The organism is Stenotrophomonas sp. 10L48, from assembly GCF_056395105.1.
In genome coordinates this window covers 412,722-438,647 of the sequence record NZ_JBFTIX010000001.1, presented here as the reverse complement: position 1 = coordinate 438,647, position 25,926 = coordinate 412,722, and the positions used below count along the sequence as shown (strand labels likewise).

At 67.3% G+C, this 25,926-nt stretch carries 22 protein-coding genes and 3 tRNA genes; 13 read left to right on the top strand and 12 right to left on the bottom strand.

Translation table 11 applies throughout. The annotated features are described in order from the left end of the window. Positions 1–13: 13 nt before the first annotated feature. Together AC1DCU_RS02225 and AC1DCU_RS02220 are read right to left on the bottom strand one after the other, a co-directional pair. Positions 14–89, bottom strand: a tRNA-Phe gene (locus AC1DCU_RS02225). 42 nt (positions 90–131) lie between these two features. After that, a tRNA-Phe gene (locus AC1DCU_RS02220) sits at positions 132–207 on the bottom strand. A gap of 337 nt (positions 208–544) precedes the next feature. On the opposite strand from AC1DCU_RS02220, the gene AC1DCU_RS02215 reads away from it, so the two are divergent. Beyond that, entirely contained in the window at positions 545–1,564 is a 1,020-nt protein-coding gene (locus AC1DCU_RS02215; protein WP_033831605.1) for an NADP-dependent oxidoreductase, read from the top strand. A 9-nt stretch (positions 1,565–1,573) separates the two neighbouring features. On the opposite strand, the gene AC1DCU_RS02210 is transcribed toward AC1DCU_RS02215, so the two are convergent. Continuing rightward, positions 1,574–2,416 carry a bifunctional transcriptional activator/DNA repair enzyme AdaA gene (locus AC1DCU_RS02210; protein WP_140227441.1) on the bottom strand — a complete coding sequence of 281 codons (843 nt, stop codon included), beginning with the start codon at positions 2,414–2,416 and terminating at the stop codon, positions 1,574–1,576. Between the two features lie 132 nt (positions 2,417–2,548). Here AC1DCU_RS02210 and AC1DCU_RS02205 point away from each other — a divergent pair, with 132 nt between their 5' ends. Then, on the top strand, positions 2,549–3,310 hold the full coding sequence (locus AC1DCU_RS02205) for an SDR family oxidoreductase (protein WP_333623041.1): 762 nt from the start codon (positions 2,549–2,551) through the stop codon (positions 3,308–3,310). Positions 3,311–3,316: 6 nt separating this feature from the next. On the opposite strand, the gene AC1DCU_RS02200 is transcribed toward AC1DCU_RS02205, so the two are convergent. Next, complete coding sequence (locus AC1DCU_RS02200; protein ID WP_442251528.1) at positions 3,317–3,802, bottom strand: hypothetical protein; 486 nt, start codon at positions 3,800–3,802, stop codon at positions 3,317–3,319. 164 nt (positions 3,803–3,966) lie between these two features. Here AC1DCU_RS02200 and AC1DCU_RS02195 point away from each other — a divergent pair, with 164 nt between their 5' ends. Next, positions 3,967–4,140, top strand: a complete 174-nt coding sequence (locus AC1DCU_RS02195) for a hypothetical protein (protein WP_442251527.1) — start codon at positions 3,967–3,969, stop codon at positions 4,138–4,140. A 54-nt stretch (positions 4,141–4,194) separates the two neighbouring features. Here AC1DCU_RS02195 and AC1DCU_RS02190 read toward each other — a convergent pair. From AC1DCU_RS02190 to AC1DCU_RS02175, 4 genes are all read right to left on the bottom strand, one after another. Next, positions 4,195–4,270 (bottom strand) — tRNA-Ala (locus AC1DCU_RS02190). 134 nt (positions 4,271–4,404) lie between these two features. Next, positions 4,405–5,319, bottom strand: a complete 915-nt coding sequence (locus AC1DCU_RS02185) for an alpha/beta hydrolase (protein WP_032978657.1) — start codon at positions 5,317–5,319, stop codon at positions 4,405–4,407. After that, positions 5,309–6,202 carry an alpha/beta fold hydrolase gene (locus AC1DCU_RS02180; RefSeq protein ID WP_442251526.1) on the bottom strand — a complete coding sequence of 298 codons (894 nt, stop codon included), beginning with the start codon at positions 6,200–6,202 and terminating at the stop codon, positions 5,309–5,311. Before AC1DCU_RS02180 ends, AC1DCU_RS02185 begins: the two co-directional genes overlap by 11 nt. A gap of 20 nt (positions 6,203–6,222) precedes the next feature. Next, positions 6,223–7,278 carry a sugar phosphate isomerase/epimerase family protein gene (locus tag AC1DCU_RS02175; protein WP_134832855.1) on the bottom strand — a complete coding sequence of 352 codons (1,056 nt, stop codon included), beginning with the start codon at positions 7,276–7,278 and terminating at the stop codon, positions 6,223–6,225. 101 nt (positions 7,279–7,379) lie between these two features. Between AC1DCU_RS02175 and AC1DCU_RS02170 the strand changes: the two genes are divergently transcribed. Together AC1DCU_RS02170 and AC1DCU_RS02165 are read left to right on the top strand one after the other, a co-directional pair. Beyond that, entirely contained in the window at positions 7,380–7,970 is a 591-nt protein-coding gene (locus AC1DCU_RS02170; protein ID WP_442251525.1) for a TetR/AcrR family transcriptional regulator, read from the top strand. Positions 7,971–8,123: 153 nt separating this feature from the next. Further along, positions 8,124–10,454 carry a TonB-dependent receptor gene (locus AC1DCU_RS02165; RefSeq protein WP_025876358.1) on the top strand — a complete coding sequence of 777 codons (2,331 nt, stop codon included), beginning with the start codon at positions 8,124–8,126 and terminating at the stop codon, positions 10,452–10,454. A 67-nt stretch (positions 10,455–10,521) separates the two neighbouring features. Here AC1DCU_RS02165 and rnd read toward each other — a convergent pair whose 3' ends face one another. Beyond that, the gene (gene rnd / locus AC1DCU_RS02160; protein WP_442251524.1) at positions 10,522–11,601 is read right to left on the bottom strand and encodes a ribonuclease D; all 1,080 of its coding nucleotides are present in this window, start codon (positions 11,599–11,601) and stop codon (positions 10,522–10,524) included. Between the two features lie 84 nt (positions 11,602–11,685). On the opposite strand from rnd, the gene AC1DCU_RS02155 reads away from it, so the two are divergent. Then, positions 11,686–13,569: a formylglycine-generating enzyme family protein gene (locus tag AC1DCU_RS02155; RefSeq protein WP_218787762.1), complete on the top strand. Its 1,884-nt coding sequence runs from the start codon at positions 11,686–11,688 to the stop codon at positions 13,567–13,569. A 102-nt stretch (positions 13,570–13,671) separates the two neighbouring features. Continuing rightward, the gene (locus AC1DCU_RS02150; protein ID WP_025876363.1) at positions 13,672–14,562 is read left to right on the top strand and encodes a M48 family metallopeptidase; all 891 of its coding nucleotides are present in this window, start codon (positions 13,672–13,674) and stop codon (positions 14,560–14,562) included. Positions 14,563–15,133: 571 nt separating this feature from the next. Here AC1DCU_RS02150 and xseA read toward each other — a convergent pair. Both xseA and queG read right to left on the bottom strand, forming a co-directional pair. After that, positions 15,134–16,474 (bottom strand): exodeoxyribonuclease VII large subunit, encoded by a 1,341-nt coding sequence (gene xseA / locus AC1DCU_RS02145; protein ID WP_442252121.1) that lies wholly within the window; start codon positions 16,472–16,474, stop codon positions 15,134–15,136. Between the two features lie 45 nt (positions 16,475–16,519). Beyond that, positions 16,520–17,590, bottom strand: coding sequence for a tRNA epoxyqueuosine(34) reductase QueG (gene queG / locus AC1DCU_RS02140; RefSeq protein WP_313446468.1), 1,071 nt, complete (start codon positions 17,588–17,590; stop codon positions 16,520–16,522). A 23-nt stretch (positions 17,591–17,613) separates the two neighbouring features. Here queG and AC1DCU_RS02135 point away from each other — a divergent pair, with 23 nt between their 5' ends. From AC1DCU_RS02135 to AC1DCU_RS02110, 6 genes are all read left to right on the top strand, one after another. Further along, entirely contained in the window at positions 17,614–19,098 is a 1,485-nt protein-coding gene (locus AC1DCU_RS02135; protein ID WP_442252120.1) for an NAD(P)H-hydrate dehydratase, read from the top strand. Beyond that, complete coding sequence (gene tsaE, locus AC1DCU_RS02130; protein WP_333623444.1) at positions 19,095–19,577, top strand: tRNA (adenosine(37)-N6)-threonylcarbamoyltransferase complex ATPase subunit type 1 TsaE; 483 nt, start codon at positions 19,095–19,097, stop codon at positions 19,575–19,577. Before AC1DCU_RS02135 ends, tsaE begins: the two co-directional genes overlap by 4 nt. Positions 19,578–19,659: 82 nt before the next feature. Beyond that, positions 19,660–21,231, top strand: a complete 1,572-nt coding sequence (locus tag AC1DCU_RS02125; protein ID WP_478013591.1) for an N-acetylmuramoyl-L-alanine amidase — start codon at positions 19,660–19,662, stop codon at positions 21,229–21,231. A 132-nt stretch (positions 21,232–21,363) separates the two neighbouring features. Continuing rightward, positions 21,364–23,271: a DNA mismatch repair endonuclease MutL gene (gene mutL, locus AC1DCU_RS02120; protein ID WP_032978685.1), complete on the top strand. Its 1,908-nt coding sequence runs from the start codon at positions 21,364–21,366 to the stop codon at positions 23,269–23,271. An 11-nt stretch (positions 23,272–23,282) separates the two neighbouring features. Continuing rightward, positions 23,283–24,212, top strand: coding sequence for a DUF1684 domain-containing protein (locus tag AC1DCU_RS02115; protein WP_032978687.1), 930 nt, complete (start codon positions 23,283–23,285; stop codon positions 24,210–24,212). Positions 24,213–24,214: 2 nt separating this feature from the next. Beyond that, entirely contained in the window at positions 24,215–25,153 is a 939-nt protein-coding gene (locus tag AC1DCU_RS02110) for a TraB/GumN family protein (RefSeq protein WP_032978689.1), read from the top strand. Between the two features lie 80 nt (positions 25,154–25,233). On the opposite strand, the gene phaR is transcribed toward AC1DCU_RS02110, so the two are convergent. Further along, a complete protein-coding gene (gene phaR / locus AC1DCU_RS02105; protein WP_025876379.1) occupies positions 25,234–25,779 on the bottom strand; it encodes a polyhydroxyalkanoate synthesis repressor PhaR in 546 nt (181 codons plus the stop codon). Positions 25,780–25,926: the final 147 nt, after the last annotated feature.

Genomic DNA, 25,926 nt, shown 5'->3' with positions numbered 1-25,926 from the left:
AGGTCTTTGAACATGGTGGCCGAGGACGGAATCGAACCGCCGACACGGGGATTTTCAATCCCCTGCTCTACCAACTGAGCTACTCGGCCATGTAGAAAAAAAAGACCCGCATTTCTGCAGGTCTTCGAAAGTGGTGGCCGAGGACGGAATCGAACCGCCGACACGGGGATTTTCAATCCCCTGCTCTACCAACTGAGCTACTCGGCCACTTGTTTCGTTGCAGCGATGTCGCTGCCGAGGACGCGCATATTACGGACGTAGGACAGGTTCGGCAAGCGTTTTGGAAAAAAACCTTCACATTGGTGTCTGCGGCCAGCGGAAGTACCTGCAAGTGGTTGATCCTGCGTAGAGCCGGCCTGACCGGGAATGCCGGACGCGGAAAACAGCGGCCCGTCGCTGGCGCCAAAGGTGACGGTGCAAGCGATGCAGCGGCGGAGCGGGGAAGGCACCGATGGAACGCTGTTTTCATGGCACCCACGAGGGCAGGGCGCGGCGTACTGTCGCGGTTCCTCTCCCGACGCTGCCCGCAGCAGAGCCATTGGACATGTCCGATTCAACTACCCGCATTGTGCTTGCCTCGCGCCCGCAAGGTGCGCCGGTCGCCGCCAATTTCCGCCTCGAACAGGTGCCGCTGCCGGCATTGGCCCCGGGCCAGGTGCTGCTGCGCAACCGCTACCTGTCGCTGGACCCGTACATGCGCGGACGCATGGACGATGGCCCGTCGTACGCACCGCCGGTGGCAGTGGATGCGGTGATGGAGGGCCAGACCGTGGCCGAGGTGCTGCAGTCGCAGGCGCCTGGCCTGGCGGTGGGCGAGCTGGTGCTGGCCCCCGGTGGCTGGCAGACGCATGCCGTGGTGGCGGGTGATGCGATCAGCCGGCACCTGGATCCGGCCGGGCTGCCGCTGAGCACAGCGTTGGGCGTGTACGGCATGCCGGGGTTCACCGCGTACTCCAGCCTGATCGAAATCGGCAAGCTGCAACCCGGCGAGACCCTGGTGGTGGCCGCTGCCAGTGGACCGGTCGGCGCCACCGTGGCCCAGTTGGCAAAGCTGCAGGGCGCGCGCGTAGTTGCCATCGCCGGCGGTGAGGCCAAGCGTGCGTATCTGGAAACACTGGGCGTGGACGTGGCGCTGGACCATCGCGCCTCTGGTTTTGCCGAACAGCTGCGCGCTGCCGTGCCGGATGGCATCGACGTGTACTTCGAGAACGTGGGTGGCCATGTGCTCGATGCCGTGCTGCCGCTGCTCAATGATTTCGCGCGCATTCCGGTGTGCGGCACCATCGCCACCTACAACGCCCGCGGCGTCGCGCAGCCCGGACCGGATCGGCTGCCAGCGCTGTTCAGCCAGATCCTGCGCCAGCGCCTGACCGTGCGTGGCTTCATCGTGCATGACTTCAAGCATCTGTGGCCGGAATTCGAGCGCGACATGCCGCAGTGGCTGCGCGATGGGCGCATCAAGTACCGCGAAGACGTCGTGCAGGGCCTGGAAAATGCACCCGAAGCCTTCTTCGGCCTGCTGCAGGGGCGCAACTTCGGCAAGCTGGTGGTGAAGCTGGATTGAGCGACCGCGTCAGCGACGGGTCATCTTTTCCCGCCGCAGCAGTTCGCGCTTGCGTTCCACGCCCCAGGCATAGCCGGACAGATCTCCGTCGCGCCGCACCACGCGGTGGCAGGGCACCGCCACTGCGAGAGGATTGCTGGCACAGGCGCGGGCTACCGCGCGACTGGCACGCGGCGCGCCGATGCGCGCTGCGATGTCGGCGTAGGACGCGGTCTGCCCGTGCGGAATGCGCTGCAGTGCCTGCCATACCCGCTGCTGGAAGGCGGTGCCACGGATATCCAGCGGCAGCGCGGTGCCGCGTGCGGGCTCTTCGACCAGGCCGATGACCTGGGCGATGAGATGTTCGTAACCCCGGTCAGCACCCACCAGTTCAGCTTGCCGAAAGCGCTGCTGCAGGGAGTGCAGCAACGCTTCTGGATCATCGCCCAGCAGGATCGCGACCACGCCGGTGCTGCTGCTTGCCACCAGTACGCTGCCCAGCGTGCTCTGTGCAATCGCGAATCGGATGACCTCGCCGCCGCCACCCGCGCGCCAGCGCTTGGGTGTCATCCCCAACAGGCGGGGGGCATTTTCGTAGAAGCGTCCGCTGGAACCGAATCCCGCCTCGTGGAAGGCATCGGTGATCCGGTCCTGGCGTTGCAGCCCTTCGCGCAGGCGGTCGGCGCGCAGGGCAGTGGCGTACTGCTTCGGGGTCACGCCGGTGGCTTGCTTGAACAGGCGATGCAGGCGGGACGGGCTGCAGCCGGCGATGTCGGCCAGTTCCTGCAGCGACGGTTCGTCAACGCTGGTCTGCAGATGACGGCAGACCCGTTCAATACGGGCATCCAGATCGATATCGGCGGTGCTGTCCATGTCGTGATTCTGGCATGCACCAGGGCAGTGGAAACTCCGTTTCCTGCACCCGCCGGCCGGGTCTGGAAACGGAGTGTCCGCGTGGCCGTGCAGGCGCATGGTTGCAGGCATATCCCAACCCGGAGCACATCCATGCGGCTGCACGACAAGATCATCCTCATCACCGGCGCCAGCGCCGGCATTGGCCGCGCCAGCGCGCTGCGTTTCGCTGCTGAGGGCGCGCGACTGGTCCTCAATGCGCGGCGCCCACAGCCGCTTCATGAACTGGCTGCGCAGATCCGCGCAAGCGGCGGCGAAGTGGCCGTGCATGCGGGTGACGTGGCCGATGCTGCCACCGCGCAGGTGCTGGTCGATCTGGCCCAACAGTCATTTGGCGGATTGGATGCCGCCATCAACAACGCCGGCATGCTCGGCCCCAGCCTGCCCACCGCAGAGCTCCCTGCCGATGCTTGGCGCGAGGTGGTGGCCACCAACCTGGATGCCGCTTTCCATGCGGCGCGCGCGCAGTTGCCGGCATTGCTGGCACGCGGCGGTGGCTCGCTGGTGTTCGTCGGCACGTTCGTCGGCCACACCTTGGGATTCCCGGGCATGGCGGCCTATGCAGCGAGCAAGGCCGGGCTGATCGGCCTGAGTCAGGTGATCGCCGCCGAGTACGGTGCGCGCGGCGTACGCAGCAACGTGCTGCTGCCCGGTGGCACCGACACCGAAATGGGCCGGCAGGCCGCGCCCACGGGCGATGCGCGTGATTTCGTGCGCTCGCTGCACGCCCTCAAGCGCATGGCTGAGCCGGAAGAGATCGCCAACGCGGCGTTGTTCCTGGCCAGCGATGAAAGCAGTTTCGTCACTGGCAGCGCGATGCGTGTCGAGGGAGGAGTGTCGATTACCCGCACCTGAGCATGCTCACCGGCGTGGCCGGTAGCGGATGCCGCTGCTGGCCATGAACCCCTTCGGATCGAAACCGGCCCAGGCCTCGCCCCAGTCGAAGCGGGCGTGCCCACCTGCCAGCGTCCGCCCCAGTGCCGCGCCGAGCGTGCGCTTCATGAAGGCGACCTCGGCGTCGATGGTCGCCTGGGTCGGCCAGCCCTCCTGCAGCTCTGCACCAGGCAGTTCGACGCCCATCGTCACCATGTCCAGTTGCTGGCCGCGGAAGCACAGGCTGATGCCTGCGCGGGCGCCGCCCAGGCTCAGCCCCTGCAGGCTCAGCCACAGATAGCCTGTGCCGACGTTGCGTTCGCCTTGGATCCACGCGGCAAACGCGATGCGCGCCCGGTCCAGTGACAGCGCGGGGCCGATCCGGGTCGGCAGATTGCCGATCTGGATGCGTCCATCGGCGGCGTCGATGGTCATTGGCGCTGCTGGCGAAGCGGACTGCGCACGAGAGGGCATGGCATATTCCGATAAACATGATGCTTTCTGATTCTGGGGGTGAGCCGAGTGCGGTCGCAAGGCCGAGGCTGCACACGGTGTTGGCGCCGGACTGACCTGCGGCTCACGCCCCACGCTCTAGCGTAGCCGGGAGCATCGGTCCCCCGCCGATGACGGAGCTTTCGATGAGCGAGCGCGACAAGGACCAGGCTGACGCCAAGCAGGGCGTGCAGGAAAGCCGGCAGGACAAGCAGCAGGATGAAGTGGCCAAGCAGCGTCCCGGCCAGCAGGACCAGAAGGTGCGCGATGCACATTCGCGTGCACCCGCGCGCAAGGACGGCGGGCAGGAGCCGGCCTGAGCGGCTGGCCAGAACAGAAAGCCCCGGCAGTGCCGGGGCTTTCTGTTTTTCATATGGTGGAGCCAAGGAGGATCGAACTCCTGACCTCGTCATTGCGAACGACGCGCTCTCCCAGCTGAGCTATGGCCCCATGGGGGTGTTGCATCCCGTGGGCAGCGGAGCTGGCGCCACGTGACGGCCCTAGCATAGCGCTGGCCGGTGCCGGCTGCAAAGGGGCGGGCCGGACACAGCGGCGCAGGTGCTCTGCGCCGCTGCAGGCCTGGCTCAGGGCAGCAGGGCCGCCGCGCGCTGGATCGCGATGTCGGTCGCCGCCGACACACCACGCAAGTGGATGCAGGCGTGGATCATCCCCGGCAGGCGCTCCAGCGTGCAGTCCACACCCGCTTCCCGCAGGCTTGCGGCGTATTGTTCAGCTTCGTCGCGCAGCGGATCGAACTCACAGCTCAGCACCGTGGCCGCCGGCAGGCCACGCAGATCGCGGGCGAGGAGGGGCGAAGCCAGCGCCTGTCGGCGGTCACCGTCGCCGAGGTAGGCCTGCCAGCAGCGCTGCATCAGGCCGGCGCTGAGGTAGTAGCCGTCGGCGAACTCGCGGTAGGTGTCGCTGGCCATGGTGGCATCCAGTGCCGGGTACAGCAGCAGTTGATGCGATGGCAACGGCAGTCCCTGATCGCGCAGCAGCAGGCAGCACGCGGCGGCGAGATTGCCGCCGGCGCTGTCGCCGCCGATGACCAACCGTGCCGGATCAAGACCCAGCGCGGTGGCATGGGCCTGCAGCCACAGCCAGGCATCGGCGACGTCGTGCAGCGGCGTCGGGAACGGATGCTCCGGCGCCAGGCGATAGCCGACGGCAGCGACGACATGGCCGCTGGCATTGGCCAGGGCCCGGCAGGGGCCGTCATAGACCGCCAGCGAGCACTGGAACCAACCACCGCCGTGGGCGAACAACAGGGCAGGGCGCAGCTCGGTGCCGTTGGCTGCGGGCGTATACAGGCGCACGACGAGCGCATGGCCGTCGCGCGCGCTGATGACGTGCTCCACGACATGCGATACCGCCTCGGTGGCACCCTGCAGCGTGGGCAGCGCCTGCTCGCTCAGTGCGCGCAGTTCCAGCAGATCGTCTGGCAGTGGTTGCGCCGCCACCGCATCCACGAACGATTGCAACGCAGGTTCAAGCGGCATGCTCAGCCTCCTGCAGGAACGGCAGCAGCTGGGCGAGGAAGGCGTCCGGTGCTTCTTCCATGATGAAGTGGCCACAGCCCGGCACGACGCTGCCGCGCAGGTCATCGGCGTGCGGCTGCAGGGTCAGCATCGGGGCATTGCCGGTGGCGTGCTCGGCGCCGATGGCCAGCACCGGCATCGTCAACCGGCGTTGTGCGCGGAGCTGGTTCTGGCGGATGGTTTCCGGAATCGCTCGGTACCAGGCAAACCCTGCACGCAACGCGCCGGGGCGGCTGTAGGCGGCGATGTAGGTTTCGCTGGCCACCGCATCGCGCCGGTACGACCAGCGGTCGAACATGAAGTCCAGGTAGGCACGTTCGCGACCGGTGATGAGGGCCTCGGGAAGATCGGCCACCTGGTTGAACATGAAGTGCCACAGGAAGATGTTGTCGGCCGGCGCGGCGAAGATGCCCGGCTCAGGCGCCAACCCGGGAATCACCGCTTCGGTCACGGCCAGGCGCTGCACCGCCTGCGGCTGGTCGCTGGCCAATGCATAGGCGATCCACATGCCGATGTCATGGCCGACCACCTGATAGCGCTCGTGGCCCAGCGCCTGCATGGTCTGGTGCAGTACTGCGGCGGCGCTGCCGGTGTCGTAGCCGTGCGCGGGACGATCGGATTCGCCGATGCCGGGCGGGTCGACCGCGATCGCTTCGAAGCCGGCCTCGGCCAGGGCATGCAGCACGTGGCGCCAGGCGTACCAGGTCTGCGGCCAGCCAGGAATCAACAGCACCGGTTGACCGCTGCCGGCGGAGACGCAATGCACGCGCTGGCCGTCGATACGCAGGTAGTGGTGGCGCAGGGTGTCGTCGCCGGGGGCACCAGCGGTGGGGAAATTGGTCATGGGGATGTTCCTGTGGGGGCTCAGGCGATGCCGAGCATGTGCTGCATCTGGGCGGCGCTGATCGGCGCGCCGGCGAAGTCGTCGAAGATCTTGTCGGTGACCGGGATGATGTGGTCGCGGATGAAGGCGGCACCTTCGCGCGCACCGGCTTCCTGGTCCTTCAGGCAGCACTCCCATTCCAGCGTTGCCCAGCCGGCGTAGTCGTACTGCGCCAACTTGGAGAAGATCGACTTGAAATCGACCTGGCCATCGCCCAGCGAGCGGAAGCGGCCCGCGCGTTCGGTCCAGTCGGCGTAGCCACCGTAGATGCCCTGGCGGCCGTTGGGACGGAACTCCGCATCCTTGACGTGGAACATGCGGATCAGCGGATGGTAGATGTCCAGGAACTGCAGGTAATCCAGCTGCTGCAGCACGAAGTGGCTGGGATCGAACAGGATGCGGCAGCGCTCGTGCTGGCCCACACGCTCGAAGAAGCGTTCGAAGCTGGTGCCATCGTGCAGGTCTTCGCTGGGATGGATTTCGTAGCAGAGGTTGATGCCGTTGTCCTCGCAGGTATCGAGGATCGGCCGCCAGCGGCGTGCCAGCTCATCGAATGCGGCATCGATCAGGCCCGGCGGACGCTGCGGGAAGGGGAACAGATAGGGCCAGGCGAACGAGCCGGAGAAGGTGCCCATGTCCTGCAGCCCGAGCCGGCGCGAGGCGCGGGCGGCCAGATGCAGCTGCTGCTGTGCCCATTCGCTGCGTGCCTGCGGATTGCCGCGCAGTGCTTCCGGTGCGAAACCATCGCACAGCTCATCGTAGGCCGGATGCACCGCCACCAGCTGGCCCAGGATGTGGGTGGTCAGCTCGCTGACCTGCAGGCCGTGCTCGGCCAGGGTGCCACGCAGGTCATCGCAGTAGTCCTGGCTGTCGGCGGCGGTGGCCAGGTCGAACAGGCGCGCGTCCCATGCCGGAATCTGCAGGGCCTTGAAACCATGACCGGCCGCCCAGGCGGCGATGCCGGACAGGCTGTCGAACGGCGCCTGGTCGCCAGCGAACTGCGCCAGATGCAGGCTGGGGCCTTTGAGGGTTTGCATGTGTTGCTCCAATTGTTTGTCGGTCGACAAAGAATAGGCGCGTGCATCGGGATGGTCAACACCCGCGTTACACTGCGCGCCTCAGAACGGCAGGCAGGCAGATGGCAGGGCGACCGCGCGAATTCGACAGGGAACAGGCATTGCGCAAGGCGATGCTGCTGTTCTGGCAGCACGGCTATGAGGGCACCTCGATGTCGGCCCTGGTCGAAGCGCTTGGCATTGCCTCGGCGCGCATCTACGCCGCGTTCGGGAGCAAGGAGCAGTTGTTCCGCGAAGCAGTGGCGCTGTACGAGGAAGGCGAGGGCGGCTTCGCGCCGCGCGCGCTGGAGCAGGCGTCACTGCGTGATGCGATCGGCAGCATGCTGCGGGATGCCGTGTTGACCTACACCCGTCGCGGTCGTCCGCATGGCTGCCTGGTGGTGTCCTCGGCCAGCAGCGTGTCACCGGATGGCGAGGGCGTGCGCGACTGGCTGGCCGGCCACCGCCGCCAGCGCACGGCAGCGATCATCGCGCGGCTGCAGCAGGCGCAGGCGGCTGGCGAGCTGGCGGCCGATCTATCCGTGCAGGCGCTGGGCGATCATTTCGCCACGGTGCTGCATGGCATCTCGGTGCAGGCGCGAGACGGCATCAGCCGCGAACGCCTGCTGGCGATGGTCGAGGTCGCGCTGGCGCCGTTACCGCAGCACGGCTGAGGCGGGACTGTGCCGAAAACGGCCTGATACCCCTGCTGCCTGACGACGCAACGAAATTGTAACAATTTGGAGGATAATGGCGGCTTGCGCAGTTTTCCTCCTATTTGCCGCCCGGCCAGCGCAGGCCGCACGGACGCCTCCTCAGAGCTTTCGATGCCTTCCCATTCCGATTCCCGCCGTTCGTCGGGCATGTCGTCCTCCTTCGTTTCCTTCCGTCGCCATCCGCTGGCCCTGGCCTGTGCAGGCCTGGCGCTGGCTGCCAGCTTCGGTGCTGCCGCGCAGGACAGTGCACCGACCCCGACCGGGCTGGACACCATCACCGTGACCGCCGAGCACCGCGAGCAGAACCTGCAGGAAGTGCCGGTGTCGGTAGGCGTGGTGCAGGGCGAGCGCATGCGCGACTTCACCGCCGGCGGCGACGACACCCTGCTGGCGCTGTCCGGCCGCGTGCCGAGCCTGTATGCGGAAACCACCACCGGCCGCATCTTCCCGCGCTTCTACATCCGCGGCCTGGGCAACATCGATTTCTACCTCGGTGCCTCGCAGCCGGTGTCGATCATCCAGGACGACGTCGTGCTGGAGCACGTGGTGCTGAAGTCCAACCCGGTCTATGACGTGGACCAGGTGGAAGTGCTGCGCGGTCCGCAGGGCTCGCTGTTCGGTCGCAACACCACCGCCGGCATCGTCAAGTTCGACACCCTCAAGCCGACCCAGGACTACAGCGGTCGCGTCAGCGCCAGCTATGCCTCCTACAACAGCGTGTCGATCGACGGTGGCTTCGGCGGCCCGATCAACGACATCGCATCGTTCCGCGTGTCGGCGCTGTACCAGCACCGCGACGACTACGTCGACAACACCTACACCGGCCCCAGCGCCGATGGCACGGTCAGCCCGAAGAAGAACGCCATGGGCGGCTTCGACGACCGCAACGTGCGCGCGCAGCTGCTGCTGACCCCGAGCGACCAGTTCTCGATCCTTGCTTCGGCCCACGCCCGCGACTACGAAGGCACCTCGACCCTGTTCCTGCGCAACGCACTGACCAAGGGCTCGAACAAGACCGACGTGCCGCGTGACCAGGTCGCCTACGACGAGGCCGACAACAACCCGCAGGCGTACAAGACCTACGGCGGTTCGGTGAAGGCGCGCTATGACTTCGGCGCGATCGACTTCACCTCGATCACCGCTTACGAGACCACTTCCGGCTACAGCCGCGGTGACACCGACGGCGGCGCTGCGGTCAACTTCCCGGTCAATGGCGTGCCGAACGGCTACGGCCAGTCGATGGGCCAGATCCGTGACCTGGACCAGTGGACCCAGGAGTTCCGCCTGGCCAGCCATGACGACAGCGCCCTGCAGTGGCAGGCCGGTGCGTTCTACTTCAACGGCAGCGACACCACCGACTTCTACCAGCGCGCCTGGTTCCTGAAGGGCGCTGCGCGCAACCCGAACAACTGGGTGCGCCTGCGCAACAAGAACACCTCCTGGGCCGGCTTCGGCCAGCTGAGCTACGCCTTCACCGACAAGTTCACCGTCACCGCCGGCCTGCGCCAGACCCGCGATGAGAAGCACACCCGCCTGCTGAAGACGGCCGATACCGCTGCCGGCCTGGTCACCTACAAGGGCCGCACCGACGTCAAGATGACCGACACCACCCCGAGCTGGGATCTGAGCGCGATGTATCAGATCACCCCGGACGTGAGCGTCTATGCGAAGGTCGCCCGCGGCTTCCGTGGCCCGACCATCCAGGGCCGTTCGGCGGTGTTCAATGCCGACTTCACCACCGCCGATTCGGAAACGATCCTGTCGTGGGAAGCGGGCGTGAAGAGCAGCCTGTGGGACAACCGCCTGCGCCTGAACGCCACCGCGTTCACCTACACCGTCAACGACATCCAGCTCAACGGCAACGATTCGGACGGCAACGGCGTGCTGTTCAACGCAGACAAGGCCAAGGCCTACGGCTTCGAAGCGGACATGGAGCTGCGCCCGATCCAGAACCTTACCCTGAGCGCCGGCCTGAGCCTGCTGCACAGCGAGATCAAGGACAAGCGCGTCTACGCGCAGGTCTGCGGCCTGAACGGCCAGGTGGTGTGCACGGTGAACGATCCGACCATCAAGGTCGGTGCCAACACCTTCGCGCAGATCGATGGCAACCCGCTGCCGAACGCACCGAAGTACAACATCAACCTGGCAGCGCGCTACGACTTCCCGGTCAGCGACGCGGCCACGATGTTCGTGTCCACCGACTGGAACAAGCAGGGCTACACCAGCTTCGTGCTGTACGACAGCAAGGAGTTCAACTCCAAGGGTGATTTCGAGGGTGGCCTGAAGATCGGCTATTCGGGCAACTACGGTGCCTACGAAGTGGCGCTGTTCGCGCGCAACATCACCAACGAGAAGAACCTCAAGGGTGTGATCGAGAACTACATGGCCGCGGTCTACAACGAACCGCGCACCGTGGGTGTTTCGCTGAACATGAACTGGTAAGCACTACCGGTTGGAGTATCGAAAACGGCGCTCATCGAGCGCCGTTTTTCGTTGTCCGCCCGGTTCCTCAGACTGCGGGCAACAACGCCTGCAACCGCGGCTCCAGTTCCTGCTGGCGCCAGCCAGCCAGTGCAGCCGGCCACTGCTGATGCTCCAGATAGCTTTCCAGATGCTTGCGTGAGGCCAGCACGCCGTCGGCCAGGCCGAGCTCGCGGCTGCGTTCGGCCACCGCATCCTGCAGCTTCTTCAGCAGCTGCTTGCTGGCATCGCTGGCCTGCATCGCCAACGGCGCATCGGCTTCGTCGGCCAGCGGCGTGTCCAGCGCCTGCCATACCGCAGCGGCCAGCTTGCGCGGCGCCTTCGGGAACTGTTCGAACAGCTTGCTCACTGCAGCAGCATCGGCTGGCGGGGTGCGTGCCAGGGTGGCGGCCAGTTCGTTGTCCAGGATCCAGCTGCGCGGGCGGTCGCTGGCGCGCGCCTGCACGTCGCGCCAACGCAGCAGGCGCAGCAGGCGGCGCTGCGCGGGCGCGTCCAGGAACTGCGCCGAGCGCATGCCCAGGTGGGGCCAGCGGTCTTCGTCATTTGCCACGCTGGCCAGCAGGCGCTCGCCATCGTCGTGCAGCCACTGCTGGCGCCCCAGCGTTTCCAGCTTGGCGGAGATGGCGTCGTGCATCGCGAACAGATGCTCGACGTCGTCGGCGGCGTAACTCAGCTGGGAGTCCGACAACGGCCTGCGCATCCAGTCAGAGCGGGTTTCGCCCTTTTCCAGTGCCACGCCGGTGATCTCCTGCACCAGCTTCTGGTAGCCCATGCCAGCACCGATGCCAGCCAGCGCGGCGCCGATCTGGGTGTCGAACAACGGACGCGGCAGCACGCCACAGGTCCACTTGAACGCCACCAGGTCTTCGCTGGCACTGTGCATGACCTTGGTGATGGATTCATCGGCCAGCCACGGCGCCAAGGCCTCGGGCATGCCGGGAATCAACGGGTCGATCAGCAGGATGTCCTCGCCGACGGCCATCTGCACCAGCGCCAGCTGTGGCCAGAAGGTGCGTTCACGGATGAATTCGGTATCCAGGCCGATGCGGGTCGGCCGCTGCTGGCGGTATGTGTCCAGCTCGGCGGGGGTGGTGATCCAGGTTGCCACGTGTCAGGGCCTACTACTCGGGTTTGCTCAGGCAGGGGAGAATAGCCTAACGTCGGTCCGCATCCGTGCCGAAGGAGGCCCTGCTTGCGTTTTCTGCTGTCGCCCGCGCTGTTTACCGCCTTGGCCGTGAGCCTGGCCGGTTGCACGCCGTCGCCCCCTGCGCAGACCGCCGGTGCCACCGCAGCCCAGCCGGCCGATCCCGCACCAGAGGCCGGTCCGGCGCGTGGTACCGGGCGGGGCACGGTGACCATTGCCGGTGACGACGCGGCCGAGGACATCCAGCAGTGGACGCCGCCGCGGGTCGATCGCCAGGGACGTACGCTGGCACAGCTGCGCCGGGCTGCCGACCAGGCATTCGCGCGGGGGCATCTGTATGAAGATGGCGATGCGGCCGTGCCCCTGTGGCTGGCAGTGCAGGAGGAGGAACCCGACGATCGGCAGGCGCGCCTGGGCCTGCAACGCGCGAAACAGAAGCTGCAGCAGCAGGCCGATGCGTTGCTGCAGCGGCCATTGCAGCAGCGTGAGGCGCTGGCCGAAGCCGGGCGCCAGGCGCTGGTGCTGCTGACCCTGGCGCCGAAGGACGAGAAGGTGCGCGCGCTGCAGGGGCGGGTCGAGACCGCGCAGCGTGTGGTCGCCTACAACCGCGCGGGCGAAGACGATCTGCGTGCCGACCGTATCGGCGAAGCGGGGGATGGTGCGATTGGCAACTTCCGTGAGGCACTTGCGCTGGACCCGGCGAATCGTCGCGCGCGGCAGGGCCTGGCAGCTGCTGAAAGTGGGCTGATCCGGCGTGCCGAGGATGCCGCGCGTATCCGCGATTTCGCCAGTGCCGGCGCGTGGTTGGCAGAAGCCAGCAAGGTGCGGGACTCGTCACCGACCATCGCCGATGCGTTCGAGCGCATCGAGCAGATCCGTGCAGCGGCACTGGTCCAGCTGCGCGATGGCGGCCTGCATGATCTGACTACCCCGCAGGGGCTGAAGCCCGCGCGCGAGAAGCTGGCCGAAGCGCTGCGCATTGCCTTGCCGGGGGACGCGGTGGTGGCGCAGCTGCGCGAACGCATCGAACTGGCCACCCATTACGGCAGCTTCCGGCCGGGGCAGGTGTTCAGCGATGCGCTGCGTGATGGCGGCCGTGGACCGCAGATGATCGTGGTGCCGCATGGCGGATTCCAGATGGGCGCCAGTGATACCGAACCGGGCGCAACCGACGCAGAGCGGCCATCGCACTATGTGCGTTTCGAGCGTGGGTACGCGATGGCGATCACCGAGATCACCGTGGGTGACTTCGAGCGCTATGTGAAGGCGACCAATGCCCGCCCACGTGCGACCCGGCGTGGACATTCGGTGGTCTATGACGAGCGCAGCGGCAATTTCATCCGTCGCAGCGGCGTGGACTGGCGGTCCGACTATGACGGCGGGCGGGCACTGGGCAATTCGCCGGTGATGCACGTGAGCGTTCGTGATGCCGAGAACTACGCGAACTGGCTGTCCGAACAGACCGGCCGCAGCTACCGCCTGCCCAGCGAGGCCGAGTTCGAGTACGCGATGCGTGCCGGCAGCAGTGGCCGCTACCCGTGGGGCGATGCCGGTCTGCCACCGGAAGGCAGTGGCAATTACACCGGCAGCAAGGATGTTTCGCCTTCGGGCAGGCATTGGCACAACGCCTTCGTCGGCTATGGCGATGGTTGGTGGGGACCGGCCCCGGTCGCCAGTTTCCAGGCCAACGCCTTCGGGCTGCATGACATGGGCGGCAATCTGAGCGAGTGGGTGGCCGATTGCTGGCATGCCAGCTATCGGCGCGCGCCGGCTGATGGTGTGGCGTGGTTCAACCCGGGCTGCCGTTCACGGGTGATCCGGGGTGGCAACTGGGCCAACGCGCCGGAGCAGACCCGGGCGGCGTGGCGGCAATCGCAGGATTCGGATACCACCAACGCGCGCATCGGCTTCCGGCTGGTGCGAGGGATCTGACGGGCACGACTGGATCGGCGCCGGTTTCACCCGCCGCAGGCAGCGCCGCACTAAGATTGCGCCGTACCCGCCGGCCGGCGGGGTCAGCCGGAAGACCAGCCGATGCGCAACGATCCTTTTTCCCGCTCGCCGCAGCAGCGGCGTGGCCTGTTCGGCAACATCCGCTGGTGGGTGCTGCTGCTGGCCGCCGGCTACGCGGCGTTCTACTGGTTCTCCAACCGTGCGGTCGACCCCTATACCGGCGAGAAGGTGCTGATCGACAGCAGCCTGGACGCCAGCCAGGAGAAGGCGCTGGGCCTGCAGGCCTACCAGCAGATCCTGTCGCAGGAGCGCCCTTTGGGCCCGAATGAACAGGTCTCGCGGGATGTCCGGGCGATTGCCGAGCGACTGATCGCCAAGGTGGACGTGGTCGAAACCGCGCTGGCGCAGGAACACGGGCTGCAGCCGGCACACTTCGCACGCGACTTCGAGTGGGAAGTGAACGTGATTCCGTCCGAGCAGGCCAATGCCTTCTGCCTGCCCGGTGGCAAGATGGCGGTCTACACGGGGCTGATCCCGGTGGCGCGTACCCGTGATGCGATGGCGGTGGTGATGGGCCATGAGATCGCCCACGCATTGCTGCGCCATGGTGCACAGCGCATGGCCCAGCAGAAGCTGACCCAGATCGGCCAGGTAGCCGGCGCCGCCAGTGGCATGGATGCGCAGCAGCAGCAGATGATGATGTCGGCGATGGGCTATGGGTATCTGTTGCCGTATGCACGCAGCCACGAGACGCAGGCCGATGAAGTGGGCCTGATGCTGGCGGCCGCAGCGTGCTTCGACCCGCGCGAGGCGGTGCCGCTGTGGCAGCGCATGGGCCAGGCCGGTGGTGGCCAGTCGCCGCCGGAGTTCGCCTCGACCCACCCCAATCCGGGTACCCGTATCCAGAACCTGCAGGCGTTGATGCCGAAGGCACTGGAGTATCGGCAGAAGTTCTGCGAGCAGGCCAGGTAAAGGGTGGTTCGGCAGGGCTGCGCCCTGCACCTGCCGAAGCGGTAGTGCCGGCCGCTGGTCGGCAACCTCAACAGCAAAAGCTGGCTTCCTGTGGGATGGCGGGGTGGGTCCGGTTGCGGGGGACGCCGTGAACCCGTCCATGGGGGCTTGGCAGCCGCATCCATGCGGCTGACACCCCCGCAACCGGRCCCACCCCGCCTTCGACAGATTTCGCGATCTGTCGGAACGGCATGGCCTGCCCTTGGTGGGTGTCGACCTTGGTCGACACGGTAGATCCACGCCATGCGTGGATGCATTTCGATCAATTGTCGAAATATTCGATCTCGATGGAGATTCATTCACGCATGGAATGGATGTACCAACCGCCACCGGGAAACTCTCGAAGGCGGGGTGGGTCCGGTTGCGGGGGCGTGAGCGTCATGGATGGCGCGACCGAGCTTACATGGACGTACTTGCAGCGTCCCCCGCAACCGGGCCCGCCCCGCCATCCCTCAGGAAACCCGCTTCTGCCGTTGCTTCGGCTGTTGCCGTTGCTTCTGCGGGTGCAGGGCGCAGCCCTGCCGAACACCCCTTACTTGACCGCAGTCACCTGTACGTCGATCACGCCGTCGCCGACCCGGGCCTGCAGTGCGTCACCCGGTTGCACCTGCTCGATCCGGCGCACCAACGCGCCATCCTCTGCACGGGTCACGATGCTGTAGCCACGCGCGACGGTCGCCAGCGGACTGACCGCTTCCAGCGAACGTGCAAGGCCACGCAGGCGCAGCGCATCACGCTGCAGCAGGCGCTGCAGCGCGGCCTGCGGGCGACCGCCCAACGCGGCAAGGCGACGTCGCAGCGCCTCCATCTGCCGCTGCGGATGATGGCCCCTTAACACTGCAGCAGCGTGGCGCAAACGGGCTGCGCGACGCTCCTGCTGCTGGTTGTGCGCCGCATGCAAGCGACGTCCGAGGTCCAGCTGACGACGGCGCAGCAGATCCAGTCGTGCCTGCGGACTCTGTGCGTTCAAGCGCAGCAGGGCGCGATCAGCGCGCTGCATGGCCTGCTGCATGGCGTGGCGTTGCAGCTGCACCATGCGAGCCGCGTTGCGGCGCAGGCGCAGGGCCAGATCGCGCTGATCGGGTACCAGCAGTTCCGCGGCCACCGATGGCGTAGGCGCGCGCAGGTCAGCAGCGAAATCGCTGAGACTGAAGTCGGTTTCGTGACCCACCGCCGAGACCACCGGCGTGCCGCTGGCGGCGATTGCGCGGGCCAGCGCTTCATCGTTGAAGGCCCACAGGTCTTCCAGCGAGCCACCACCACGGGTCAGCAGGATCACGTCGTAGCGACCGCTGGCATCGGCGGCCTGCACCAGGCGGGTGATCTGCGCGGCAGCGGTTGCGCCCTGCACCAGGGTCGGCAGCAGATCCACTTCCAGCAACGGGAAGCGGCGGCCGAGCACGCTCAGCACATCGCGCACGGCGGCACCGGTGGGCGAGGTGATCACCGCCAGGCGCTGCACGTGGGCCGGCATCTGCCGCTTGCGGGCCGGGTCGAACAGTCCCTCGGCTTCCAGCCGCGCCTTCAGTTCCTCGAACGCGCGACGCAGTGCGCCTTCGCCGGCTTCCTCCATGTGGTCCAGCACCATCTGGTACTCGCCACGGGCGTCGTACAGGGTCACCTTGCCGCGCACCAGCACGCGCATGCCCTCGCGCGGAACGAACTTCAGGTACTGCGCCTTCATTCTGAACATCGCAGCGCGCAACTGTGCACGCGCGTCCTTCAGAGTGAAATACAGATGGCCGGACGCCGGCCGCGCCACGCTGCCCAGTTCGGCTTCCACCCAGATCGCCGGGAAGCTGCCTTCCAGCAGGTCGCGCGCCAGGGTGTTGAGCTGGCTGGGGGTGAAGACGTCGTTGTTGCGTGGCTGCATGGTGACGGCGTGGGGCAGATGGAGCAGGGGGCTCAGGATCGCACGTCAGCGCTGGCCGTGCTGGGCCAGTGCCCATTGCACGTGTTCGCGGACTACGGGCGAAGCAGCCTCGGCGCGCGTCTGCAGCGCCGACAGCGTCTCTGCCGTGGTTGGCGCATTGCCCAGCGCCACGGCGATGTTGCGCAGCCAGCGCTCGTGACCACTGCGGCGGATCGGGCTGCCTTCGGTACGGCGCAGGAATTCAGCTTCGTCCCAGCCGAACAACTGGTCCAAGCGTGCGGTGTCCAGGTTGTTGCGGGCGCGGAAGTCAGCTTCGTCGGTGCGCTTGGCGAACTTGTTCCAGGGGCAGACCAGCTGGCAGTCGTCGCAGCCATAGATGCGGTTGCCGATCAGCGGTCGCATCTCCACTGGAATCGCACCGTCATGCTCGATGGTCAGGTAGGAGATGCAGCGGCGCGCATCCAGCCGCTGCGGGGCGGTGATGGCCTGGGTCGGGCAGACGTCGATGCAGCGCGTACAGGTGCCGCAGTGCGCGCTGGCCGGCGTGTCGATCGGCAGCGGCAGGTCGATGTAGATCTCGCCGATGAAGAACCACGAGCCGCCGTGGCGGTCGATCAGGCAGGTGTGCTTGCCGATCCAGCCCAGCCCCGCGTTGCGTGCCAGCGCGCGTTCCAGCACTGGCGCCGAATCGACGAAGACGCGGTAGCCCAGCGGCGCCACTTCATCGTTGATCTGCGTGGCCAGCTTCTGCAGGCGGTTGCGCATCAGCTTGTGGTAATCGCGGCCGAGCGCGTAGCGGGCGACGTAGGCGCGCCCCGGATCGGCCAGGGTCGCCCACGCTTCGGTGTCGTCCCTGTGGCTGTAGTCCATGCCCACCGAGATCACCCGCACGGTGCCGGGAAGCAGCTCTGCCGGGCGCGCGCGCAGGGTGCCGTGGCGTGCCATCCAGTCCATCGTGCCGTACAGGCCCTGGCCCAGCCAGTCGGCCAGGTGCGCCTCGTCCTCGCCCAGTTCGATGCCGGCGATACCGCAGCGCTGGAAGCCATGCGCGCGCGCCAGATCGCGGATGCGCTGTACGGCCAGGGCCGGATCGAGGGGGGCAGGGACGGGGGACATGTGCACCAGTATAAAATCCCCGCATGGCCAACCTCGCCGATCTGTTCGATTCCCGTGCCGCACGCACACTCGATGCCCAGGCCTCCGCGCTGGCGGGCGATGGTGGCTGGGGCCTGATGGCCCAGGCGGGCCAGGTGGCTTGGCAGAGCCTGCTGCAGCACTGGCCGCAGGCGCGGCGGATCGGCGTGGTGGTTGGCAGCGGCAACAATGGCGGCGATGGCTATGTGCTGGCCTGTCATGCGCTGGAGGCCGGGCGGCAGGTGCAGCTGATCGCGCTGCCGGGCAGCCCACCTTCCACGGCGTTGGCGCAGCGCGCCGCAGCGGATTTCAGGTCCGCCGGCGGCACCGTCACTGATTTCAACGGCGAACTGGCCCAGGCCGATCTATGGGTCGATGCCCTGTTCGGCCTTGGCTTCTCCCGGGCACCAGAGGGCGCGGCACTGGCCTTGATCGAGGCGCTGAACGCGCAGCAGGCGCCGGTGTTGGCGTTGGACGTACCCAGCGGTGTCGACGCCGACCATGGCTGCGTGCCGGGCGCAGCCGTACGCGCGGCCCTGACAGTGCAGTTCATCGTCGCCCACCGCGGCCTGTACACCGGCGACGCACTGGAATACACCGGGCGCAGGCACCTGGCACCACTGACGCTGGCCGATGCGGCCTGGCAGGGTGTCGTCGCTGCTGCAGAGTGCTGGACGCAGTCGCGCCTGCCGGATCTGCTGCCGCCGCGCCGTGCCAACAGCCACAAGGGCGAATCCGGCCATGTGCTGTGCGTGGGCGGCAACCATGGCAGCGGCGGTGCCATCGCGATGGCCGCCGAAGCTGCGCTGCGCGCTGGCGCGGGCCTGCTGAGCATCGGCACCCGCCGCGACCATGTCGGCCCGCTGCTGGCGAGGTTGCCTGAAGCGATGACGCACGCGCTGGAAAATGGCTCAGCGCTGCCGGCGTTGCTGGCAAAAGCCAGGGTGGTGGCGATCGGCCCGGGCCTGGGCCAGGACGAATGGGCGCGCGCGCTGTATGCGCGTGTGCTGCAGTCAGGCCTGCCGCTGGTGATCGACGCCGATGCGTTGAACCTGCTGGCGCAGGATGCACATGCGCTGCCCGATGCGATCCTGACCCCGCACCCCGGGGAAGCCGCGCGCCTGCTGGAAACCACCACGGCGGCAGTCCAGGCCGATCGCTATGCCAGCGCGCAGGCGCTGGCCGAGCGCTATCACGCAGCGGTGGTGCTGAAGGGGGCGGGCAGCATCGTCGCCGCGCCCGGCCACACACCGCGACTGATTGCGGCCGGCAACCCGGGAATGGCGGTGGGTGGCATGGGCGACCTGTTGACCGGCATCATCGCCAGCCTGCGCGCGCAGGGCCTGCCTGCGTTCGATGCGGCGGCAGGCGGTGCGCTGCTGCATGCCCTGGCCGGCGATGTCGCCGCCGCCGACGGTGCCCGCGGCCTGCTTCCCACTGATCTGCTGGCGCCCCTGCGGCGGCTGGCCAACCCGGAACGTTCCCGATGACCGAATTCTTCCTTGCTGACAGCAACGCCACCGAACTGCTGGGGCAATGGCTGGCAGCCACCCGTCCGCCGCAGGCGCTGGTCGAGCTGCGCGGTGATCTTGGCGCCGGCAAATCGACCACGGCGCGCGCGCTGTTGCGGGCGCTGGGCGTGCAGGGGGCGATCCGCAGCCCCACCTATACCCTGGTCGAGCGCTATCCGTTGTCCAGTGGCGGCGAGGCCTGGCACATGGACCTGTATCGCATCGGCCAGGCCGGCGAGCTGGATTTCCTCGGGCTGGACGAGGGCAGTGCCGTGCTGTGGCTGGTCGAATGGCCAGAGCGCGGTGCCGGTGCGCTGCCGCCAACCGATCTGGTGGTCGCACTGCAGATTGAAGGTCAGGGGCGTCGCGTGCGTCTCACTGGCATCAGCGACACGGGACGTGAATGGCTGCAGCGGCTTCCCGAAGGTGGCGACTTGCAGGCCCTTTCTGTCGGCTGACGAGAACAAACGCCGGCAGGTTACGGATTATTAAGGAAAAAGGTGTTGCATTCCGTTCAGTGCGGTGATTGAATCCTGAGTCATGCGCCCGGGGAATCGACTCATTGCCATCTGTGCCGCCGTCGGACTTGGTCTGGCGAGCGTCAGTGCGTGGGCCGGTGAGGTCCGCCAGGTGCTGCTCAATACCGGTGCGACCGGAACCCGCGCGGAAATCGCGCTGGTCGGCAGTGGTGGCTACAAGACCCTGTCGCTGGCCGGTCCGAACCGGCTGGTGGTCGATTTCCCTGATTCCAGCGCGGTGCGCAACCTGAAGATGCCGTCGCCGCAGGGCGTGGTGACTGCGGTGCGCACCGGGCAGCCGGTGCCGGGCACTTTCCGTGTCGTATTCGACCTGGCCGAGACGGTCGCCCCCTTCCGCCCGCAGATGCAGCGCGAAGGCAATGAATCCAAGCTGGTGATCGAGTGGCCCGGCGATGGCCCGGCCGTGGCCGCCAGTCGCCCCGCGCCGACGCCTGCGCAGCCGCCAGCGGCATCTTCGGTTAGTCCGGCTCCGGTCCCGGGCCCGACCCCGGCACAAACCGCACAGTCCCGTGGTGATGCCGCGCGAGCCACTGCGCTGTTGACCGCGCAGGTCCAGCAGCAGGCCAGTGCCAGCGCTGCGGCACCCGCCGCGCCGACGCCGGCACCCAGCACCACCCCGGTGCAGATGGCGGCAGCAGGCACCACCGCCAGCAGCACCCCGACGTCGTCGCCGGCAGCCATCCTGGCTGGACAGGCCACCACTGCGGTTGTGGCCACCCAGCCGAAGCCGGTGCCGACACCTGTTGCGCCGACCGAGTCGCCGCGTCCGACCATGCCCAGCGATGCCTCGCGCATACGCATGCAGCCTGGCATGCGTCACCTGGTGGTGGCGATCGATCCGGGCCATGGCGGCCAGGATCCGGGCGCCATCGGCCCGACCGGCAAGCGCGAGAAGGATGTAACCCTGGCGGTGGCGCGTGAACTGGCCCGCCAGGTCAACGCCACGCCTGGCCTGAAAGCCTTCCTCACCCGCGACAGCGATGTGTTCATCCCGCTGCCGATGCGTGCGCAGAAGGCGCGTGCGAACAAGGCCGACATCTTCATTTCGATCCATGCCGACGCCGCCGAAAACCGCTCGGCCACCGGTTCGTCGGTGTATGTGCTGTCGACCAAGGGCGCGTCTTCGCAGCGTGCACGCTGGCTGGCGGACAAGGAAAACGCCGCCGATCTGGTCGGTGGCGTGCGCCTGCAGCAGACCGAAGGCACGCTGGCCAACGTCCTGCTGGACCTGGCCCAGAGCGGTTACATGAAATCCTCCGAAGACGCAGCCGGGCACGTGCTGGGCGGCCTGAAGCGTATCGGCAACAACCACAAGCCGAACATCGAGCGCGCCAACTTCGCCGTGCTGCGCACTTCGGACATGCCTGCGATGCTGGTGGAAACCGCGTTCATCTCCAACCCGGATGAAGAGCGCCGCCTGATCGACCCGGCCTACCAGCGCAAGGTCGCCGGTGCGGTGCTGGATGGCGTGCACACCTTCTTCAGTCGCCAACCGCCGCCGGGCACGTTGTACGCCGCGCGCGCGCAGGCCGAGATCGACGCTGCAAGCACCGTGGCGGGCGGCAGCAAGTAACCCGCTGGATCGCTCGCGTCCGCTGGAGCCAGGCCACGCTTGGCTGGCTGGCGCCGCGTACGGTGGATCTCGACTCTCCTTGGCGCCGCTCCGCTATCATCGTGGCATGACGTCTGCCTGCCTTGCCTGCCCATGAACGCGCCCGATCCGCGTCCGATCCGGCCGCTGCCGGAAATCCTGATCAACCAGATTGCCGCCGGTGAAGTGGTCGAACGACCCGCATCGGTGGTCAAGGAACTGGTTGAGAACGCGATCGATGCCGGCGCCAGCCGCGTCGATATCGAGTTGGAAGAAGGCGGTGTGCGCCTGATCCGCATCCGCGACAACGGCAGCGGCATTGCCGCAGAACAGTTGCCGCTGGCGGTTTCGCGGCACGCCACCAGCAAGATCGCCAACCTGGATGAGCTGGAAGCAGTGGCCACGCTGGGTTTCCGTGGCGAAGCGCTGCCGTCGATCGCCTCGGTCAGTCGTTTCACCCTGGCCTCGCGCCGTGCCCATGATGAGCACGGTTCGGCACTGCAGATCGAAGGCGGCAAGATCGGCGAGGTGACCCCGCGCGCGCATGCGCCCGGCACCACGGTGGAAGTGCGCGAGCTGTTCTACAACGTGCCGGCGCGGCGCAAGTTCCTGCGCGCCGAGCGCACCGAACTGGGGCATATCGAAGAGTGGCTGCGTTCGTTGGCGCTGGCCCGTCCCGATGTCGAGCTGCGCGTCTCGCACAACGGCAAGGCCTCGCGTCGCTACAAGCCAGGCGACCTGTATTCGGACGTGCGCCTGGCCGAGACCCTGGGCGAGGACTTCGCCAACCAGGCTGTGCGCGTGGACCACAGCAGTGCCGGCCTGCGCCTGCATGGCTGGATCGCGCAGCCGCATTATTCGCGCGCCAGCACCGACCAGCAGTACCTGTACGTCAACGGACGTTCGGTACGTGACCGCAGTGTCGCCCATGCAGTGAAGATGGCCTACGGCGACGTGCTGTACCACGGCCGCCAGCCAGCGTATGTGCTGTTCCTGGAGCTGGACCCGACGCGCGTTGATGTGAACGTGCATCCGGCCAAGCATGAGGTGCGCTTCCGCGATTCGCGGCTGGTGCATGACTTCGTCTACCGCACCCTGAAGGATGCACTGGCCGACACCCGTGCCGGCATGACCGCGCAGGAGATCGGTGCCGGCGCGGCGCATCCGGCCGAAGGCGACCCTGCGGCGGCGATGCCGGGCGCGACGGCGTCCAGCTTCGGCTACGTACGCGGCCCGGCGCCCGGTGCCGGGCAGGGCGGCGGTGGTGGTGGCGGCTTCTCTGGCTGGCGCCCGCAGCAGCCGCTGGGCCTGCAGGTGGCCGACGCACCCGCCGCCTATGCTGCGTTGTATGCGTCGCCAGCGGGTGCCGAGCGCGGTGCGGCACTGCCGCCGATGCCGATGGAGAACGGATTGCCGGTCACCAGTGCCGACGCCGGCGTACCTCCGCTGGGTTACGCCGTTGCCCAGCTGCATGGCATCTACATCCTGGCCGAGAACGCCGAAGGCCTGATCGTGGTCGACATGCATGCGGCGCACGAACGCATCGGCTACGAGCGGTTGAAGAATGCGCACGATGGCATCGGCCTGCAGTCGCAGCCGTTGCTGGTGCCGATCACCCTGGCGGTGGGCGAGCGCGAGGCCGATACCGCCGAGGCGGAGGCCGATACGCTGGCTGCGCTCGGATTCGAGATCACCCGCGCGGGACCGGGCGCACTGCACGTGCGCAGCATCCCGGCGCTGCTGGCCCATGCCGAGCCCGAAGGCCTGCTGCGCGATGTGCTGACCGACCTGCGCGAGCACGGCCAGAGCCGTCGCATCGCCACTGCGCGCGATGAGCTGCTGTCGACCATGGCCTGCCATGGCGCGGTGCGTGCGAACCGGCGCCTGACCGTGCCGGAAATGAACGCGCTGCTGCGCGACATGGAAATCACCGAGCGGTCCGGACAGTGCAACCACGGCCGACCGACCTGGGCCCGTTTTTCGCTGGCGGAGATCGACCGCTGGTTCCTGCGCGGACGTTGAGGGGAGCACCGATGCGATTTTGCCGAATGGGCAGCCTGCTGGCGGCCCTGTTGTTGGTGGCCTGCAGCCCGGCACCCACGCCGGCACCGGCCGCCGTTGAGGATCCGGCCTTCGCCGCACAGCAACAGCAATGGCGGGTGCTGCGCTACCAGGACCTGACCCGGCCCGATGGCTGGACCGCGCTGGTCGGCCTGCACTGGTTGCAGAACCGATCGCACTTCGTCGGCAGCGGCGACACCAGCGGCATCCGCCTGGCGGTGGGGCCGGCCAAGCTGGGCCTGCTGCGCCGTGAAGGCGACCAGTGGTGGTTCACGCCGGAGTCCGGCACGGATGTCACCCTTGATGGACAGCCCGTGCGCGGGCGTGTGCGCATGGATACCGACAAGGATCCGCAGCCGACCCTGCTGGCCTTCGATGGTGGCAAGGGCCAGCTCAGCCTGATCCGTCGCGGCCCGCGTGACGCACTGCGGGTCAAGCATGCCGATGCACCGGCGCGCCGCGATTTCGCCGGCCTGCAGTACTGGCCCGGTGGCCCGCAATGGCAGGTGCAGGCGCGCTTCATCGCGCATCCGCCAGGCAAGACCCTGCCGATCGTGGACATCACCGGCCTGACCACCGAGATGCCCAACGCCGGTGCCGTGGAATTCGATCGCGACGGCCGCAGCTGGCGGCTGGAAGCGATCGGCGAACCCGGGCAGCCGCTGTTCCTGATCTTTGCCGACCGTACCAGTGGCCACGGCAGCTACCCTGCCGGCCGCTATCTGGATACCGATGCGCCCACGGCCGACGGCCACGTGACGATCGACTTCAACCACGCCCACAACCCACCGTGCGCGTTCACCGCCTATGCGACCTGTCCGTTGGCGCCGCCGGAAAACCGCCTGGACCTGCGCGTGGAAGCGGGTGAGAAAACGTATCACCTGCCTGAAGGAGAGGGTTGAACATGTTGATGAAACTGTTGCTGCGCAGTGCCGTTTTTCTCGCTGCCTGCGCCGTCGGTCCGTTGGCCGTCGCGCGCGATGCGCCGGCCGAAGCCACGGCCGGCAAGCCGCCGGTGCCGCTGCTGTGGAAGGTCACCGGGCAGGGAGACGCACGCCTGTACCTGCTGGGTTCCTTCCATCTGTTGAAGCCGCAGGACTATCCACTGTCGACCGAGGTCGAGCAGGCATTCGAAGCCTCGCAGCGTGTGCTGTTCGAAGTGACCCCTGAGGAACTGCAGTCGCCACAGATGGCCAGCCAGATGGTGCAGGTGGCTACCCGCAAGGACGGCAGTGAACTCAAGCGTGACCTGGATGCGCCGACCTGGCAGAAGCTGCAGGCCTATGCGACGCAGAACCAATTGCCATTGGCGCAGTTGCAGGGCATGAAAGCGTGGTTCGTCGGCCTGACCATCACCGTCGGGCAGATGCAGAAACTGGGCCTGGACCCCGAACTGGGGCTGGACCGGCACTTCATGCAGCGGGCGCAGAAGGCCGGCAAGAAGACCGCAGGCCTGGAAGACATGTCCAGCCAGATCAACCTGCTTGATGGCATGAGCGTGCAGGAGCAGCGGCAGATGCTGTCCGAGGCGCTGGACGAAGCGGGCAAGGGGGACGCCCAGGCGCAGATGCTGCATGAGGCCTGGCGCCGCGGCGACGATCGCCTGCTGTGGAGCCGGATGGGCGTGGAGATGCGCCAGAAGTATCCGCAGCTGTACCAGCGCATCAATACCGACCGCAACGATGCATGGGTGCCCAAGCTGCTGCCGTACCTGCAGGCCGGGCAGGGCGGCACGCTGGTGGTGGTGGGCGGCCTGCACCTGCTGGGCAACGACGGCGTTGTCGAGAAGCTGCGGGCGAAGGGGTACAAGGTCGAGCGGGTCTGCAAGGGCTGCAGGAAGTAGAACCACGCCCCGCGTAGAGGCGTTCAAAACAGAACGGCGCGCTCATGGCGCGCCGTTTTCGTATCCGCCGGGGCGGGGGCTCAGCGGCGGGTCTTGCCGCCGGTGCCGGTGCCGCCGGTCGGATCGTTCGGCTTGCCGGCCGTACCGGCGCCGGTGCCCGTTCCGGTGCCACCCGGACGCGGGCCACCGAAACCGCTGCCCATGTTGCGCTGGAATTCCTGCCACAACTCCAGGTTGCGCTCGGTCAGCTGGTTCATCATCGCCCACGGCGTCTGCCCCAGCAGGTTGCCCATCTGCTGGCGGAACTGCTGCTGCTGGTCGAGGAAGACCTGCATGCTGCGCTCCAGGTAGTTGCCCATGAAGCCCTGCAGGGAATCGCCGTAGAAGCGGATCAGCTGGCTCAGCAGCTGGGTGGAGAGCATCGGTTCACCGTCCTGCTCCTGGTCGGCGATGATCTGCAGCAGGACCGATCGGGTCAGGTCGTCGCCGCTCTTGGCGTCGCGGACTTCGAAGTCTTCGCCGTCGAGGATCAGCTGGCGCACGTCCTCGATGGTGATGTAGCTGGAGATCTCGGTGTCGTACAGACGGCGGTTCGGATACTTCTTGATGATGCGGGTCGCAGCCATGAAGCGGTACTCGTCACAGTAGACGCGCAGCATGGCGCAGTGCAGCAGCGGTTGCAACCGCCCCAGCCCCCGCCAGGCTTGGCTTTCCGTCGCCGGAATGTTGCGCAGCAAGGCTTTGCGTGCTGCGCAGCATGACCAACGGCAGGG

Coding starts and splice junctions, on each gene's coding strand:
- AC1DCU_RS02215 (WP_033831605.1), top strand. CDS start 545: ATGTCCGATTCAACTACCCGCATTGTGCTTGCCTCGCGCCCGCAAGGT.
- AC1DCU_RS02210 (WP_140227441.1), bottom strand. CDS start 2,416: ATGGACAGCACCGCCGATATCGATCTGGATGCCCGTATTGAACGGGTC.
- AC1DCU_RS02205 (WP_333623041.1), top strand. CDS start 2,549: ATGCGGCTGCACGACAAGATCATCCTCATCACCGGCGCCAGCGCCGGC.
- AC1DCU_RS02200 (WP_442251528.1), bottom strand. CDS start 3,802: ATGCCCTCTCGTGCGCAGTCCGCTTCGCCAGCAGCGCCAATGACCATC.
- AC1DCU_RS02195 (WP_442251527.1), top strand. CDS start 3,967: ATGAGCGAGCGCGACAAGGACCAGGCTGACGCCAAGCAGGGCGTGCAG.
- AC1DCU_RS02185 (WP_032978657.1), bottom strand. CDS start 5,319: ATGCCGCTTGAACCTGCGTTGCAATCGTTCGTGGATGCGGTGGCGGCG.
- AC1DCU_RS02180 (WP_442251526.1), bottom strand. CDS start 6,202: ATGACCAATTTCCCCACCGCTGGTGCCCCCGGCGACGACACCCTGCGC.
- AC1DCU_RS02175 (WP_134832855.1), bottom strand. CDS start 7,278: ATGCAAACCCTCAAAGGCCCCAGCCTGCATCTGGCGCAGTTCGCTGGC.
- AC1DCU_RS02170 (WP_442251525.1), top strand. CDS start 7,380: ATGGCAGGGCGACCGCGCGAATTCGACAGGGAACAGGCATTGCGCAAG.
- AC1DCU_RS02165 (WP_025876358.1), top strand. CDS start 8,124: ATGCCTTCCCATTCCGATTCCCGCCGTTCGTCGGGCATGTCGTCCTCC.
- AC1DCU_RS02150 (WP_025876363.1), top strand. CDS start 13,672: ATGCGCAACGATCCTTTTTCCCGCTCGCCGCAGCAGCGGCGTGGCCTG.
- xseA (WP_442252121.1), bottom strand. CDS start 16,474: ATGCAGCCACGCAACAACGACGTCTTCACCCCCAGCCAGCTCAACACC.
- queG (WP_313446468.1), bottom strand. CDS start 17,590: ATGTCCCCCGTCCCTGCCCCCCTCGATCCGGCCCTGGCCGTACAGCGC.
- AC1DCU_RS02135 (WP_442252120.1), top strand. CDS start 17,614: ATGGCCAACCTCGCCGATCTGTTCGATTCCCGTGCCGCACGCACACTC.
- tsaE (WP_333623444.1), top strand. CDS start 19,095: ATGACCGAATTCTTCCTTGCTGACAGCAACGCCACCGAACTGCTGGGG.
- AC1DCU_RS02125 (WP_478013591.1), top strand. CDS start 19,660: ATGCGCCCGGGGAATCGACTCATTGCCATCTGTGCCGCCGTCGGACTT.
- mutL (WP_032978685.1), top strand. CDS start 21,364: ATGAACGCGCCCGATCCGCGTCCGATCCGGCCGCTGCCGGAAATCCTG.
- AC1DCU_RS02115 (WP_032978687.1), top strand. CDS start 23,283: ATGCGATTTTGCCGAATGGGCAGCCTGCTGGCGGCCCTGTTGTTGGTG.
- AC1DCU_RS02110 (WP_032978689.1), top strand. CDS start 24,215: ATGTTGATGAAACTGTTGCTGCGCAGTGCCGTTTTTCTCGCTGCCTGC.
- phaR (WP_025876379.1), bottom strand. CDS start 25,779: ATGGCTGCGACCCGCATCATCAAGAAGTATCCGAACCGCCGTCTGTAC.